Below are 14,720 nucleotides of genomic sequence, written 5' to 3' on the forward strand. Positions count from 1 at the left end.
ATTGAAACATGGTCAATTCTTATAACAGTTAATTCCTTGTAACGATCTCCAGCCCTGTGTTCAGAGTATAAAAAAAATACCTGCAAGAGCGACCAATCCTCCGAAAATAGAACTAATGCTATTCACCCGATCATTGCTCATCCAACGCCAGCCTCGTACATAGACCGTCGTTTGTCCACAATGTGAGTCTACTTCTACTTCTCGTCCGCAAACCGTGCAGGAACGCATCATTTGCACTGTAGCACCTAGATAGGAATCAGCAAAGGCCCCCGCGCTACCGGATATACCTCCAACCAGTGCCCACAGCCATAACGGCAAGCTCGGCGTTCCTATGGCGTGTCCAAAGCCCCATGCACCTATGCCGATCAGTACACCCCCAGCCAAGGCCGCAGCCGTTCCTAATACAGAGACTCCACCTGAGGTTCCGGGTGCCAGCACCTTCCCGTTAAGCACCGAGCGAGGTGGCCTACGACTCAGGCTGCCAAATTCCGTTGCCCACGTATCGGATGTTACCGTAGCCATGACACCGACAAAAGCCAGTTGCCACGTAACATGGGGCCATATCGCATAGCCCAGGCATAGCAGCATACCTAATCCCCCATTGGCCCATACTTGGCCTGCATCCCGGTTTCCGGTTTTGGCATACGATTTTTCCAGTTCAGCCTTGCGCTCCTTTTTGAACCTCGACAGAAGGGTCGACGTGATAAAGAACAAGAGCAATGTGCCGAACCAGAACAGGTTACCCGCCCCATAATATACAGTTCCCATCAGTACAGCCGCGGCAAAGCCAGATAAGGTTAAGGATTTTTTATAAAATGCAGCTCCGGCCACCACAGCAGCACAAAGCAATCCGATGATCCAGTCCATGATATACCCCCGCTTTTGAAATGAATCTCCATTTTTCTTTTTTCGTTCTGTATATTATTGTACAACGCTCTACGCTTATATAAAAGCCGTGTCCCATGCTTTGGCACAGGACACGGCCTTCACAATGCTTATCTACGGGAATCTCTCTTTACTCTCATCCACCAAGAACTTCCCTTTTTTAATCCTCTTCATGGATGACATTCACAAATTTATGCGATGGTGAAGCTTCCCTGACGATCACTTCCCCAGAAAAGCTCAAAGCGATCCCCACTTGCTGTAGGCCCTACTCCTGCTGGAGTACCTGTGAAAATAATATCTCCCTCGTCCAGTCCATAATGAGTCGCTATATATTCAACGATATGCTGAATAGAAAAAATCATATCCTTAACATGTCCACGCTGCACTTCCTGTCCATTTTTGAGCAAGGAAAAATCCTGCTGCTCCAGCATGTCCAATTTTTCTAAAGGCAGGAATGGTGTCACGGGTGCAGACGATTTAAAGCCTTTGGCGGCGGTCCATGGGTGGCCTTTTTTCTTTAGAACACTTTGTACATCACGCAGGGTAAAATCAATCCCGAATGCAAATGCGTTCAGACATGTATCTGCGGACATGCCTGGTTCGTATTTACGTCCTACAGCCACAACCAGCTCAGTCTCAAAATGAATATCTCCTTGCCCCTGAGGAAGCTCCAGCGTGGCGCCATCCAGCGGCACGACTGCATGAGACGGCTTCAAAAAAATCATCGGTTCTGCGGGAACCTCATTACCCAGCTCCTCCGCATGCAGCTTATAATTGCGTCCGACACAGTAAACATTACGAATATCCACGTTCATCACGATCCGTCACCCTTCCCGCGTATGTAGTTCAATTGATTAACGAATAAGTTTACGTATATAGTGCCACATCCGGTGCTTGGAAAGCAAAAAAACCTGCTCCCAGCGATCCGGCCAATTAGTGCAAATCATCAATTCAGGATGCAATGAGGACAATCTTCGCATTATACGGCGGTCATCCACCGTCCACGCCATGACAGTAATACCGCGTCCGGTGAGATCTTTCATCAGGTTTCGATCCAAACGCGGATAGCCCATGGATAAAAAAGTGCATTGTAGCTGCTCCAGTTGCATTGCCAAATCATCTGGACGCGCATCGATAATCAATCCGGTACGGATCTCAGGAGACAGCTCCTTAGCCCGGCGTAATGCGGCACGCTCAAAAGAAGTTAATACCACCTCTCCCTGCATCCCTCTCACCACAATTTCACGGAGTACGGCTTTCTCCAGTCCTGGATACATATCTCCCGCTGTTTTAAGCTCAATATTGAGTGATACGCGGCCACGACATAAATCCAGTACCTGTGCGAGGGAGGGGATTATTTCTCCACGGTATTCTGCACTTTTCCAGCTACCAGCATCAAGTTGTTGCAATGCTTTCCAGTCCGAATCCTTTACTCGCCCTGTACCATTTGTCGTTCGCTCCAGCGTAAAATCATGAATTACCACCGGAACACCGTCCTTTGACAGCTGTACATCCAGCTCAATCCAGTGTACAAATGGTTGCTCCAACGCAAGCCGAAAGGCTGCCATCGTGTTCTCGGGAGCAATCCCCGAAAAACCGCGGTGAGCCACGCACAAATGATTCATCTTGTTATGACCTCCATTCACAAAGGAGTCCCTCATACGATCGTTCCGTCAATTCCCATATAAAAAATTTCTTTTCGAACTTCTATTGAGCGCTTACTGTACCATCCGTCCCTATCGAGACATTTCCCGGTGACAGTGCCGCCACTCTCTGCAAAATTTTGCTGGCCTCCGTATCCTTCAATGGGATTGGTTGACCTAGCTCCGCCCGGTAAGGGGTCAGCTTCATTTCGCAAGCCCCTTTTCGGGTACAGGTTGCCTGAAATATCGCTGTATCCCAAGTGGCTGGCACCGTTGATTTAGAAAAAATAAAATTGCCTGTGCTGTATGCGATCCATTTACCTTTATATTGCTCCATCCCTTGAAGCACATGTGGATGACCGCCAATGACAAGATCAGCTCCAGCATCAATAAAAGCATGCGATAACTCGGTTTGATGGGGCTCAAGTACAGTAGCGCGCTCCTTCCCCCAATGGGCAATGACAATCACCAGATCGGCCTGCATTCGTGCCTCACGGATGGACTTTACGATAGCGGTCGAATCATAGGCTCCTGCTACACCGGGCAGTTTGGCGCCCGCATTCCAGTTGGCTTCAGGCATGACACGTGTAGTCCCCAACAAAGCAATTTTAATCCCTTTACGTTCAAAATAATGCGGCGTATACGCTTCTTTGGCATTACGTCCAGCTCCAGCATGGGCAATACCTTTTTCATCCAGATATTTCAGTGTATCCAGTAATCCGCCTGTGCCCTGATCCAAAATGTGATTGTTGGCCAAATTGACAGCGTCTATCCCTGCCGCAGCCAACGCAGTTAACGCCTTGGGCGAAGATTTATACACATACGTTTTATTTAACGCACCCACACCTTTCGTTGTCACGGGCGTTTCCAGATTGGCCATCGTCAGATCGTCTTTATGAAACAAGTTTCCGAGATATTGATATGGAAAATCAAACCCATTCTGCTCCAATCGCTGTTCAACTTTACCGGAAAATTGCACATCCCCTACAAAGTGAAGCGTGACTGTCGGAGAATCTGCGTCGTCTGTTTTTGATTTTTTTACATCCTCCGTTCCTCCCTTATCGGCGGATGGATTACCGTCGTATACATCCTTGGACATATCGTTCCCTGCCTGCCCGTGTTTCCCTGAGGATAATTTTGCTCCTGAAGAGCTGCCTTCGGGAGCATTTGTGTCAGACGTTGTCGCGGGACGATGGCTTGTGTCTGAAGCAGCAGATTGCTTCGTTTCATCGTCAGCAAATTGCTTATCTGCATGGGGGCCTTCGTCCAGCTGTTTATTTGACAAGTCTGTAACATTTTCACTGACCGAGGGAGTAGGTGGCTCTTCACTAGCAGATTCCGTTTGGATTTTCTTCTCCGTTTGCGAATACCCGCCATTTTCCGCAAGAGAGCCACTGTTGTCGTGTTCAAATATGTAATAATAACCGAAAAGACCTACGATCATAAGCAGTAGTACCAGATTCGTAAAGATCCAGGCCTTGCCTATTTTTGGTTTTCTTGCTTTCTTGCGACCTTCATTTCGCTGTGATCTGGGAGGGTACATTCTTCACTCCTTCTATGCTATTGCATTTGCATAACTTCTTTATTAGCTGGCGAACTTTACACCTTCTCCATTATATATCAAATTTCAATATAAATAGAACCCCTCGCCTGGATCGCGAAGGGTTCATCATCGAACATTTACACCTGTACCTTAACCGCTTCCTGCTGTGTCGTTTGAACGGCATGGGAGGCCCATTCCTTAGCCTGACGGATGCAGTCCGGTAAACCAATCGCATCATAGCCAGCGCCCAAAACATATACTCCCGGTATGGCAGTGCGTAACTCTTCCCGCAAATCAGCTATAGCCTGCGGGTGCCCTATCGGATATTGCGGCATGGAATTGCGAAGACGTGTAATTTCCGTGAACAGCGGAGTTGCTGTAACTCCCATCATCTCTTTCAAATCCTTACGTACCAGTGCAGTCAGCTCATCATCCGGTAACTCTACAGTGTCTTCAGCTCCTGCTCGCCCTACATAACAGCGCAACAGCACCTTATCGTCCGGACTAGTATGTAGCCACTTGGCAGACGTCCATGTACAAGCTGTCACGCTGCGTCCTTCTTTGCGAGGAACCAGAAAACCAGAACCGTCAAAGACGTTCTCAATATCTGTTTTATCAAAGGCCATGACCACGTTTGCTACGGAGACGTAATTAACGGCTTCCAGTGCAGCCACATTGACATGATCTCGCAATAGCGGCGCAGCAGCAAAGTTGGGAGTCGTTACAAAAATATCATCCGCCTCCACCGTCTCTCCATTGTCCAGCATAACGCGATATGGGCTGCCTTCACTTTCCGTTGTCTTTGTGAATTCAGTAACAGCAATTCCGGTGCGTAAATCACAGTCATACAAATCATTCAGCAACGCATGCACCAAACTTTGCAAGCCTTGACGGAAGGTCAAAAAGGCGCTTTTTTTCGTCCCCGTATGTGTTTCAGCTGGTTTTCGACCTGTCATCATCCCGTGAATGAGGCTTCCGTATTGCTGCTCTACCTCAGCAAATTGTGGGAAGGTCGCCTGCAAACTTAGCGTCTTCATGTTGGCAGCATAAATCCCCGCCAACAGTGGCTCGGTTACATTCTCTAGCACTTCTTTGCCCAGTCGGCGTTCAATAAAATCACCCAACGCCTCATCTCCCGGTACACGGCGAGGCGGAAGGACAAAATCCATCATAGCCCGCATTTTCCCGCCTAAAGAGATCAATCCACTGCGCAAAAAGGGTTTCAGCTCCGTTGGAATCCCCAGCACCAGGCCAGGAGGCATCGGATGAAGCTGTCCTTCATGCAAAATGTATGTCTTTTTAGCCTCAGGATTTGTGCTTACTAGCTCATGATCCAGCTCCAGCTCTTTTGCTAGGTCTATCATGGCCGTTTTACGGGCCAGAAAAGAATCTGGCCCCTTTTCAATTACAAAACCATCTTTATGCAGCGTTTCAATTTTCCCGCCCAGCACGGAAGCTTTCTCCACCAGCGTGATTCGAGGTGTGTAGCCAGCTTCTTTGTACATTTTTCGTGTATAAAAAGCAGTGCTAAGCCCGGTCAAGCCTCCGCCTACAATTACAATATTACGTAACTTTTGCTCCATTATGTCCTCATCCCTTTTTCCATTGGTCTATGATGACATCACTAAGCGTCTCCATATACAGTGGATCACTGTTGAGTGAATCAATACGCTGAAAACGCATATCCAATTCCTTCGCCAACGCCTGTGCTTCAATATCCAGATCGTATAACACCTCTAAGTGATCAGAAACAAAGCCAACTGGCGCAGCCAGCACATACTCCACTTGCTCCTCTTTAAGGCTGTGCATGGTATCCAAAATGTCTGGCCCCAACCATGGCTCTGCTGTACGACCAGCGCTTTGCCACGTAAACTGCCAGTTGGTAATTCCCGCTTTGTCCGCAACAGCCTGCGAAGTCGCCATTAATTGCTCCACATAAGGATCACCCATAGCCAAAATCCGTTCGGGCAAGCTGTGCGCACTAAACAGAACACGAACCTCATCCCGCTTGGCTCCAGCTTCTTCAAAAAGCGCCAGTTTGGCGTTCACACGCTCAGTCAGCGTCTTAATCAGCTTAGGATGAAGATAATAGCTCTCCACAAATGATATGGCCAGATCCAGTTCCTGTGCCTTAGCCTGTGCGCGCTTAATATAAGTGCCTACACTCATAACGGAATAATGCGGAGCCAGCACGACACCTACCGCTGCACGGATGCCATCTTGCACCATGGCTTCCACACCGTCCTCAATAAACGGTTTGGCATGTTTGAGTCCCTGATAACAGACAAATTCAATGTCCGGGTTGCGATTTTCCCGATTTAAGGTTTCCTGCAGGTTTTGAACCTGCCGATCCGTATTCTGACGCAGCGGAAACACACCGCCCACAATAGCTTCATAACGATCCTTTAATTCCTTTAATTGATCCGGCGAAGGAGCATTACCGCGACGAATATGTGTATAATAGGCTTCCACCTGATCCAGACTCTCCGGCGTCCCGTAGGACATGACCAGTACACCCACTTTGGTTTTCATTAGTAGACCACCTCTTAACATTTCTAATGTATTAATTTTTTGACAAAACCGAACGGGAATACTCATGCACATAATTAGTAAGCTCTCTTAGCTTATCTAGCGAGGCTTCAGGAAATAAACCGTGACCGAGATTGAAAATGTAACCCGGCTCCATTATGCCTTCATCTACAATGGTTTTCGCATACTGCTTGATAACATCGATTGGCGCAGTAAGCACATAAGGATCCAGATTTCCCTGTACACCAAAACCGTTACCCAAGCGACGACGTCCTTCAGGTATACTTACCCGCCAGTCCAGTCCAATCACATCGGCTTTTAACCCATTCAAGTGTGGAAGCAATTCACCAGAGCTTACGCCCGGGAAATAAATTTTAGGTACATCCAGATCAGATAATTCATGGAAAATACGTGTGATAGTCGGCAGCACAAAAGTTTGAAAATCATAAGGTGAGAGCGCACCTACCCAGCTATCAAACAATTGAAAAGCCTTACCGCCATTAGCGATATGAGCTCGCACGTATGTAATAACCATGTCCCCTAGCTTATCCATCAGGCGATGCCACAACTCAGGCTCTCCATACATCATCGCTTTGGTGCGAATATATCCTTTGGAGGGTCTTCCTTCTATTAAATAGCTTGCAATGGTAAAAGGCGCTCCAGCGAACGTAATCAATGGCACGTTCAGTTCACGGTCCAAAATACGAATCGTTTCCAAAATATGACCCAAATCGCGTTCCACATCAATCGGACGCAACTTGTCTACGTCTGCAGCTGACCGGATCGGATTATCAATAACTGGACCAATATTTTTGACAATATCAAAATCAACCCCTAGCGAGGCTACCGGATTCATAATATCAGAATATAAAATTGCAGCGTCTACCCCAAGCTTGCGCACGGGCATTAAAGTCACTTCTGCGGCCAGCTCGGGCTGGCGGCATATTTCAAGCAACGTGTATTTTTCTTTAATTTTGCGATACTCAGGGTCATACCTTCCGGCCTGCCGCATGTACCATACGGGAATATGATCCACAGCTTGCTTGCGGCAAGCGCGGATAAAAGTATCATTGTAGGTCATGACTTCAGCCTCCAGTTCGAATCATAAATACTATATTTTAATTATGCCCTTTTTCAAGAGTCGTAACAACCGCCGCTCTCGAACAAACCATGACAAACCCATGACATTTGGATAAAGTTTCAATGAAGTGTGCTATACTAGAGAAATGGCTTTTTTAAAGCTCCGGGGAAGTTATACATTGATAAGTATGATTACAACAGGATGAGAATGGCAGAAAGGAAGTGAAAGCACATTGAAAACGTGGGAGACGTGGAAAATCAATCTCATTGTGCTTTGGTTCGGTCAGTTTCTGGTCAATGCGGGTATTACAATGATTACTCCGTTCCTCGCCCTGTATCTGGCTCAAGACCTTCATGTGAAGGGAGAGCACGATATTGGTTTATGGGCCGGAGTTATTTTTGCCGCTAACTTTTTGACCTCATTTATGTTCCAGCCTTTGTGGGGCAAGCTGGCTGACCGATATGGACGTAAAGTCATGCTGCTTCGCTCGGGCTTCGGTATGGCTTTGGTCATCGGATGTATGGGTTTGGTCACCCACCCGTGGCAACTGCTGGCGCTTCGCCTGCTGAACGGTACGATTTCGGGTTTCAATCCGGCATCGATTTCCTTAGTGTCGGGTACCACTCCCAAAGAGCGAACCGGATTCGCTATGGGAATTATGCAATCCGGTCAGATGGCTGGCACGATTCTCGGCCCTCTGCTAGGCGGATTTTTGGCTGACTGGGTCGGTTTCAGACCGATCTTTTATATTACAGGCACTCTAATTTTTATAGCCTCGCTTATCGCAATGTTTCTGGTTAAAGAAAATTTCAGCAAAACGGAAGCTGCACGCATACCACAAATTTCGGTTCTTGCCGGATTAAAGGAGTTAAGCCATACGCCCCAGCTTCCGGCTTTGTTCACCGTAACGTTTTTGCTCCAGTTTGCCATGATCAGTACGGTGTCTCTGCTGCCGTTGTATGTGCAAAAGCTGTATGGATCGGCAGAAGGAATTGCGCTGATTGCCGGGTTTGTTACGGCTATTACAGGTGTATCCAATATGGTTGCTGCACCGCTCCTTGGAAGACTGAGTGACAAGATAGGAGCACACAAGATCTTGACCATTGCACTGCTCGGAACGGCGGTTATGCTTATTCCGCAGGCTTTTGTCAATGAAGTATGGCAACTTGTCATTATCCGTTTTTTCATGGGTGTATTTATGGGCGGTCTGCTACCAAGCGTAAATGCGCTGATTCGCACGTATACACCGGAAGGAATGGAAAGCCGTTCTTTCGGCTTCAATACCAGTTCGCTGGCGCTCGGCAATATGCTGGGTGCTGTCATTGGCGGGGTACTATCCGGGTTTATCGGCATCGAAGGATTGTTTATCATGTCAGGTGTCCTGTTAATCGTCAACATATTCTGGGTACGCATGAAGCTCTTTGATCGTAAGGCTACGCCTGATTTCAGGTAAGATAATCTTAGGGTAAGACAAGCCTGCCTTTAACAGACAAGAACCTCCTTATTCACGCTGCTGTGGACAAGGAGGTTCTTTTTTACATAGCTATATATATGGAATGCATGCTATTTAACTCGAGCTAGCGCCAATCCATCGTAAGCTGGCAAAAGCGTGCTGACCAGCCGCGGATCTGTTGCTATCGTTTCGTTAAACCGTCTCACGGCTTGGACGGCAGGGCCGTTCTTATCCGTATTCAGCGTCCGTCCGCGAAGGAAACAGTTGTCTCCCGCAATAATGGCACCCGGATTCGCCAGAGCAATCGCATATTCCAGATACACCGGGTAATTTTCCTTATCTGCATCTATGAAGAAAAAATCGAAAGTTCTTCCCTCTTCCTGAAGTTCCTTCAAGCTGTCCGCTGCGGGTCCGATACGGTATTCGACACGATCACCGTAGCCGTTGTTTTCCATATGTCGATGTGCCAGCGCTGCGTACGCTTCTTTCAGCTCCAGTGACACAATGCGACCCTTTTCTCCCAGCCCACGGGCCAGACATAATCCGCTGTAGCCGCCTAATGCGCCGATTTCCAGTACATGCTGTGCGCCAGATACTTCAATTAGAAAGGTCAACAGTTTTCCGTAAGGATGGGCAACGGATACTTCCGGCATACCTTCTTTAACGATAGCCTCCCTGATACTGCGCAGTGCTTCATCCTCTTGTACCAGCTGGTCTACATATTGTTCAGGCGTCATATTTGGTGTAATTTCCACGGTTCATCTCTCCTTCTTGCTTAATCATAACGCAGGTTGGACGTGGTGTCCTTCGTAAATTTTTCACCTTAATGATTTGTCTCTTCGAGTACAATGACCTATACTATAGGGATTGAACCAAGCTTACATGATTATGGGGACGGAGTGAATACGTTTAATGACTCAACTGCAACTAATTGCAACTGCGCCAATGGGACTTGAAGCCGTCGTGGCCCGGGAACTCAGAGAACTCGGGTACGAAGATCTGACCGTTGAAAATGGCCGCGTCGTTTTTACCGGAGATTATATGGATATATGCCGGTGTAACCTGTGGCTTCGCACATCAGACCGCGTGCTTATAAAAATGGGTGAATTTGCTGCAACTACCTTCGACGAGCTGTTCGAGGGTACCAAAGCATTGCCTTGGCAGGATTGGATTCCTGTAGATGGTGAATTTCCCGTAGAGGGACGTTCGCACAAATCACAGCTTAGTAGCGTACCAGCCAGTCAGGGAATCGTCAAGAAAGCGATTGTAGAGAAGCTCAAGGAAACCTACCACACAGATTGGTTTGCTGAAGATGGCCCTCGTTACGTCATTGAGGTCATTCTATTGAATGATCGTGCGTTGCTGACACTTGATACGACCGGTCCAGGACTGCACAAACGCGGCTACCGTAAGCTCGTTACAGAGGCGCCTCTCAAAGAAACGATGGCTTCTGCTCTTATTCAGCTTAGTCGCTGGAGCCCTGACCGACCATTCTATGACCCATGCTGCGGTTCCGGTACTTTGTTGGTCGAAGCTGCCATGCAAGCCTGGAACATTGCACCAGGCCTGAGACGCACCTTTAACTCGGAAGACTGGCCTATCATTGGCAGAGAATTATGGGATCAGGCTCGCGACGAGGCGATGGATTTGACCCGCGATGACATTCCTTTTGAAATTGCAGGTAGCGATATCGACCCAAATGCCATACAAGTTGCTGAGGCAGCTGTAAAAGCAGCAGGCTTTGCTAAAGACATCCCTCTTAAGGTGATGCCTGTTACTAAAGTCAGACTTGAAGGACAATATGGTGTGATGATTACAAACCCACCTTATGGCGAGAGACTGAGCGAGCAATCCGAGGTGGAAAAGCTGATCCGTTCACTCGCACGCACGGCAGCCGAAATGAAGACTTGGTCCTTCTTTGTCATCAGTTCCACCAAGCAATTTGAGCATTATTGGGGCCGAAAAGCAGACAAACGCCGGAAGTTGTTTAACGGCCGGATCGAATGCCAATACTATCAGTATCTAGGCCCTCTGCCTCCGCGCCGCAAAGATACTTCGCCGTTGCAGCCTTAAATATGATGAAGCCTAGGCCAGGAAACGAACCCTCTGTTCGTTGTTCTGGCCTGATTTGTGCTGTATTTTCTTTACTTAATCATTGAAATGCGCGAGATGAGCGCTATAATAATTAAAGGCATTTCGGTTTTAACATTACGTTAATATGTAGTTTATACTAGCCGAACATTTCTGCCAGAGGGGGTAAAGTGTTGGTTATTCGCACGTCCAGTGCAAGTCGCACTGGTAACACGTTCAGCAGAATGCTGCTGTCTCGATATTTTGGATTATGTCTGTTTTTTGTACTTATGATCGGCAAGCTCTTACTGATTCACTATAACTTGCATGCCCAAAATATTGACATGAATCCGCTGGATTATGTCATCGCTATGGGTTCGCTTTTACTTGTGAGCTTCTGGACCTTATGGCTGCCACGTCGCGGACGTTTGATTGCTCTTGTGGTGCTCGATATGTTGCTCACCGCGCTCATATACTCCGACATGGTTTACTATCGCTATTTCCAGGATTTCATTACGATTCCCGTCTTACTTCAAGCCGGACAAGTTGATTCTCTGGGCGGAAGTATCGCATCCCTTATGTACTGGTGGGACATTTTCTTTTTTGCAGACTGGATTCTATTCATTCCGTATGTCATATTTGTGGCTTCCTTACGACGTCGACTTACAACGAATGATACTTATTTAGAAACATCCCGAAGCTCGTTCACAAAGAGATTTCTGCTTCGCTTCTCCAAAGGAGCATTGGCCTTCCTGATTGGCTATGTATTGACATTTGGGCCGATCAAATATTATACCTCCACGTGGGCAACTGGCATATTTGTCGGCAACTGGTGGTCGATGGCCTTGTACAACGTAACCGGATTGATCGGATTTCATGGATATGACATCTACCGCTATGGTCAGGATCACCTTGGTCCCCAGCCTACATTGGCTCAAGCAGAATCCGATAAGGATAAGGAATGGTTTAATCAGCACCAGAAGTTGCTTCAGGTTAAAAATGATCTATCTGGCAAGTATAAGGGCAAAAACGTGATGGTCATTCAAGCTGAAGCGTTCATGAACTTTTTTATCGGCAAACAGATCAACGGTCAAGCGATTACGCCTAATTTTGACAAACTGACGAAGGAAAGCATGTATTTCAACAATTATTTTCACCAGACTGCGCAGGGCCGTACTTCGGACGCGGACTTCTCTACACATGCTTCGCTGCATCCGCTCCCTACAGGCTCCGTATTTATCCGTTATGCGGACCATAAATTCGATACGTTACCTTCCATTTTGAAGGATACTGGGTATAGTCCCAATGCGTTTCACGTGTACGACAGCAGCTTCTGGAACCGTTACACCATGTATAAGGCAATGAACTATGACAAGTTCTACAGTAAAAAAGATTTTAAAATAGATGAGCCACTGGGTTGGTCCCTGGGAGATAAATCCTTTTTCCGTCAAACGCTCAATGATCTCACCACCGAAGTTAAGCAGCCGTTCTACGCCTATATGGTCGGTATCTCGAGCCATCATCCGTACAACCTGTCACCTGACGCGGTAGATTTAGACGTTGGCGAGTTTGAAGGTACCATGTTCGGAGACTATCTGAAATCTGTCCATTATGTAGATGAAGCACTGGGTGAATTGGTAGATCAGATGAAGAAAGACGGATTGTGGGATGATACGATCCTGATGTTTTATGGGGATCATGACAATTCTATTAAAGACAAAGCACTGTATGAGAAGTTTTTAGACAAGCCACTTACGGATCTCGACATGCAGAAAATCATGAATCAGGTACCATTGCTTGTGCATCTTCCTGATGGAAGTCAGGCGGGCACGTATTCGGAACCGGCAGGTCAGTTGGATCTGACGCCTTCCGTAATGCACCTACTTGGGATTTCTACAAAACCATATCATTTTATGGGAAACGATCTGTTTAGCGGGAAGCCTCGTATGGTTGTACTGCGTACTGGTGCTTTCACCGATGGACGAGTGTACTACATTCCATCGGAGGACGGTACATTCTCCAAAGGAACCTGTTACAACCTGAGTACAGGCCAGCCTACAGATGTCAACGCCTGCGGACCGGGATATACCGAAGCTCTCAATCGGTTGAACATATCTGATCAGGTTATCACATACGATCTTATTCGCGAATGGGAACCACAAACAAAGAAGTAACTCCTTCTGTATCTAATAGACTTTCTGTGGGAGGTTGCTGACATAGCATCCTCCCCGAACTCTTTTAAGGATGCCGATCGCATAACCGCCCTGCATATAACAAAAAAGCACGATCCATCAGCTTGTAGGTGCTGTGGATCGTGCTTTTTTATATGGATTGTCACTCGACTGCGCTCGTTACCATTCACAAATGCTTAGGAACGCAACGTTTTTTTAGCCTGTTCAAGCCGTTGTACCTCTTCACCAAGCATGTCCTCCGCAACTTCTACTGCATCGTCACCAAGGCTATCCTTCGCCTGCTGTATGGCATGTTCAGCATGAGTGCGAGATTGCTCCGCCTGTTCAATCAGTTGCTCAGCCGGATGTGACAATGCTTGAGAGACGGCATTGTGCAGCCTGTCCACCGAGTTTTGTGTTTGAGCCTCAACGCTGTGATTGTCGAGATTGGAATCATATTGGGCCATGAGTCACACCTCCTTCTGGGCAGTGTTCTACATCCATTAGCATGGATCAGAAGAAGGGGAACTATTCAAAAATTGCAAATGCTGCGTACTGGAACTATTTGATAAAGCGCGCAGCTTTCTCCAATACTTCATCCTCTGTGGCCGCACTCACATAACGTCCGTTCACATACACAAACGCCCGTTTCCCACAAGGACCGCAATACGATTTGCAGCCGATTTTGATCTCGGCATCTGGTGCCATCTTTTGCAACTTGGGCAAGATCGTTTTCAAGCGGATATGATTGCATTCATCACATACGCGAATATCATTGGCCATCTGTCATCCCTCCGAGCTCCGGCTTAGTGGTCGCCGTGATTACCTTGGGAAGGGTTAGTAATGACAAATCCTTCTTCGGGGAAGTACAAGTAATCAATTTTTACACCATCCAGCAGCGGCTGGCCGTTTTCCAAAATGACGTCAATGCCTTTATCTGTAGATACGACAGTATCTGTTTCTTTAGGCGTGTCCAAATCCAGCCCGTAATGAGCATGATCTCCATGAGCATGAGTAATAACAACGCGCAGACTCTTCCCTTGGTTCTCTTCCTTATCCAGTTCAAGTTTCAATACTTTAGCTGCGTTACGAGTAATTTTGCAGTTCATCAAACTTCATCTCCTTCATATTCATTAAATGAAATGTGGTTCATTGGATACATATCCACACCACACAACCTAGCGGGTAAAATCAACAACTCAAATAATTAGCCTCTATCCCAGAGGGAAAGAGGTACTACGGCGGCACAGCTGCGCCTGAAACATCGTCATGAGCCAATAGATCGCAATTATGTTCAGCATAGCAAAAGGCAATATTCCTATTGTAAAGAAAATCGTGAAAAATC

The 14,720-nt window shown here is 47.1% G+C and carries 14 protein-coding genes; 3 read left to right on the forward strand and 11 right to left on the reverse strand.

Annotation, left to right across the window (positions count from 1 at the left end; genetic code table 11):
• Positions 1-60 precede the first annotated feature (60 nt).
• The 7 genes from NLX73_RS08940 to hemE all read right to left on the reverse strand — a co-directional run bounded on the left by NLX73_RS08940 (position 61) and on the right by hemE (position 7,681).
• A complete protein-coding gene (locus NLX73_RS08940; RefSeq protein ID WP_023988003.1) occupies positions 61-867 on the reverse strand; it encodes a DUF92 domain-containing protein in 807 nt (268 codons plus the stop codon).
• 209 nt (positions 868-1,076) lie between these two features.
• Positions 1,077-1,700: a fumarylacetoacetate hydrolase family protein gene (locus tag NLX73_RS08945; RefSeq protein WP_254326051.1), complete on the reverse strand. Its 624-nt coding sequence runs from the start codon at positions 1,698-1,700 to the stop codon at positions 1,077-1,079.
• A 39-nt stretch (positions 1,701-1,739) separates the two neighbouring features.
• Positions 1,740-2,510, reverse strand: a complete 771-nt coding sequence (locus tag NLX73_RS08950; protein WP_254325925.1) for a glycerophosphodiester phosphodiesterase — start codon at positions 2,508-2,510, stop codon at positions 1,740-1,742.
• Positions 2,511-2,592: 82 nt separating this feature from the next.
• On the reverse strand, positions 2,593-4,071 hold the full coding sequence (locus NLX73_RS08955; RefSeq protein ID WP_254325926.1) for a CapA family protein: 1,479 nt from the start codon (positions 4,069-4,071) through the stop codon (positions 2,593-2,595).
• Positions 4,072-4,208: 137 nt separating this feature from the next.
• Positions 4,209-5,654 (reverse strand): protoporphyrinogen oxidase, encoded by a 1,446-nt coding sequence (gene hemG, locus NLX73_RS08960; RefSeq protein ID WP_254325927.1) that lies wholly within the window; start codon positions 5,652-5,654, stop codon positions 4,209-4,211.
• A 7-nt stretch (positions 5,655-5,661) separates the two neighbouring features.
• Complete coding sequence (hemH, locus tag NLX73_RS08965; RefSeq protein WP_254325928.1) at positions 5,662-6,603, reverse strand: ferrochelatase; 942 nt, start codon at positions 6,601-6,603, stop codon at positions 5,662-5,664.
• Between the two features lie 31 nt (positions 6,604-6,634).
• Positions 6,635-7,681 (reverse strand): uroporphyrinogen decarboxylase, encoded by a 1,047-nt coding sequence (gene hemE, locus NLX73_RS08970; protein ID WP_254325929.1) that lies wholly within the window; start codon positions 7,679-7,681, stop codon positions 6,635-6,637.
• Positions 7,682-7,913: 232 nt separating this feature from the next.
• Between hemE and NLX73_RS08975 the strand changes: the two genes are divergently transcribed.
• Entirely contained in the window at positions 7,914-9,134 is a 1,221-nt protein-coding gene (locus tag NLX73_RS08975) for an MFS transporter (RefSeq protein WP_025722314.1), read from the forward strand.
• 110 nt (positions 9,135-9,244) lie between these two features.
• On the opposite strand, the gene NLX73_RS08980 is transcribed toward NLX73_RS08975, so the two are convergent.
• Positions 9,245-9,889, reverse strand: coding sequence for an O-methyltransferase (locus NLX73_RS08980; protein ID WP_023987995.1), 645 nt, complete (start codon positions 9,887-9,889; stop codon positions 9,245-9,247).
• A 157-nt stretch (positions 9,890-10,046) separates the two neighbouring features.
• On the opposite strand from NLX73_RS08980, the gene NLX73_RS08985 reads away from it, so the two are divergent.
• Positions 10,047-11,207, forward strand: coding sequence for a THUMP domain-containing class I SAM-dependent RNA methyltransferase (locus NLX73_RS08985; protein ID WP_254325930.1), 1,161 nt, complete (start codon positions 10,047-10,049; stop codon positions 11,205-11,207).
• A gap of 188 nt (positions 11,208-11,395) precedes the next feature.
• Positions 11,396-13,378 carry an LTA synthase family protein gene (locus NLX73_RS08990; RefSeq protein WP_254325931.1) on the forward strand — a complete coding sequence of 661 codons (1,983 nt, stop codon included), beginning with the start codon at positions 11,396-11,398 and terminating at the stop codon, positions 13,376-13,378.
• Between the two features lie 194 nt (positions 13,379-13,572).
• On the opposite strand, the gene NLX73_RS08995 is transcribed toward NLX73_RS08990, so the two are convergent.
• The 3 genes from NLX73_RS08995 to NLX73_RS09005 form a co-directional block, all read right to left on the reverse strand.
• On the reverse strand, positions 13,573-13,842 hold the full coding sequence (locus tag NLX73_RS08995; RefSeq protein ID WP_061828621.1) for a hypothetical protein: 270 nt from the start codon (positions 13,840-13,842) through the stop codon (positions 13,573-13,575).
• A 94-nt stretch (positions 13,843-13,936) separates the two neighbouring features.
• The gene (locus NLX73_RS09000; protein WP_007429791.1) at positions 13,937-14,158 is read right to left on the reverse strand and encodes a YuzB family protein; all 222 of its coding nucleotides are present in this window, start codon (positions 14,156-14,158) and stop codon (positions 13,937-13,939) included.
• 23 nt (positions 14,159-14,181) lie between these two features.
• Entirely contained in the window at positions 14,182-14,484 is a 303-nt protein-coding gene (locus NLX73_RS09005; protein ID WP_013309686.1) for an iron-sulfur cluster assembly accessory protein, read from the reverse strand.
• Positions 14,485-14,720: the final 236 nt, after the last annotated feature.

It is taken from the genome of Paenibacillus sp. CH40 (assembly GCF_024213605.1).
Classification (GTDB): domain Bacteria; phylum Bacillota; class Bacilli; order Paenibacillales; family Paenibacillaceae; genus Paenibacillus; species Paenibacillus polymyxa_B.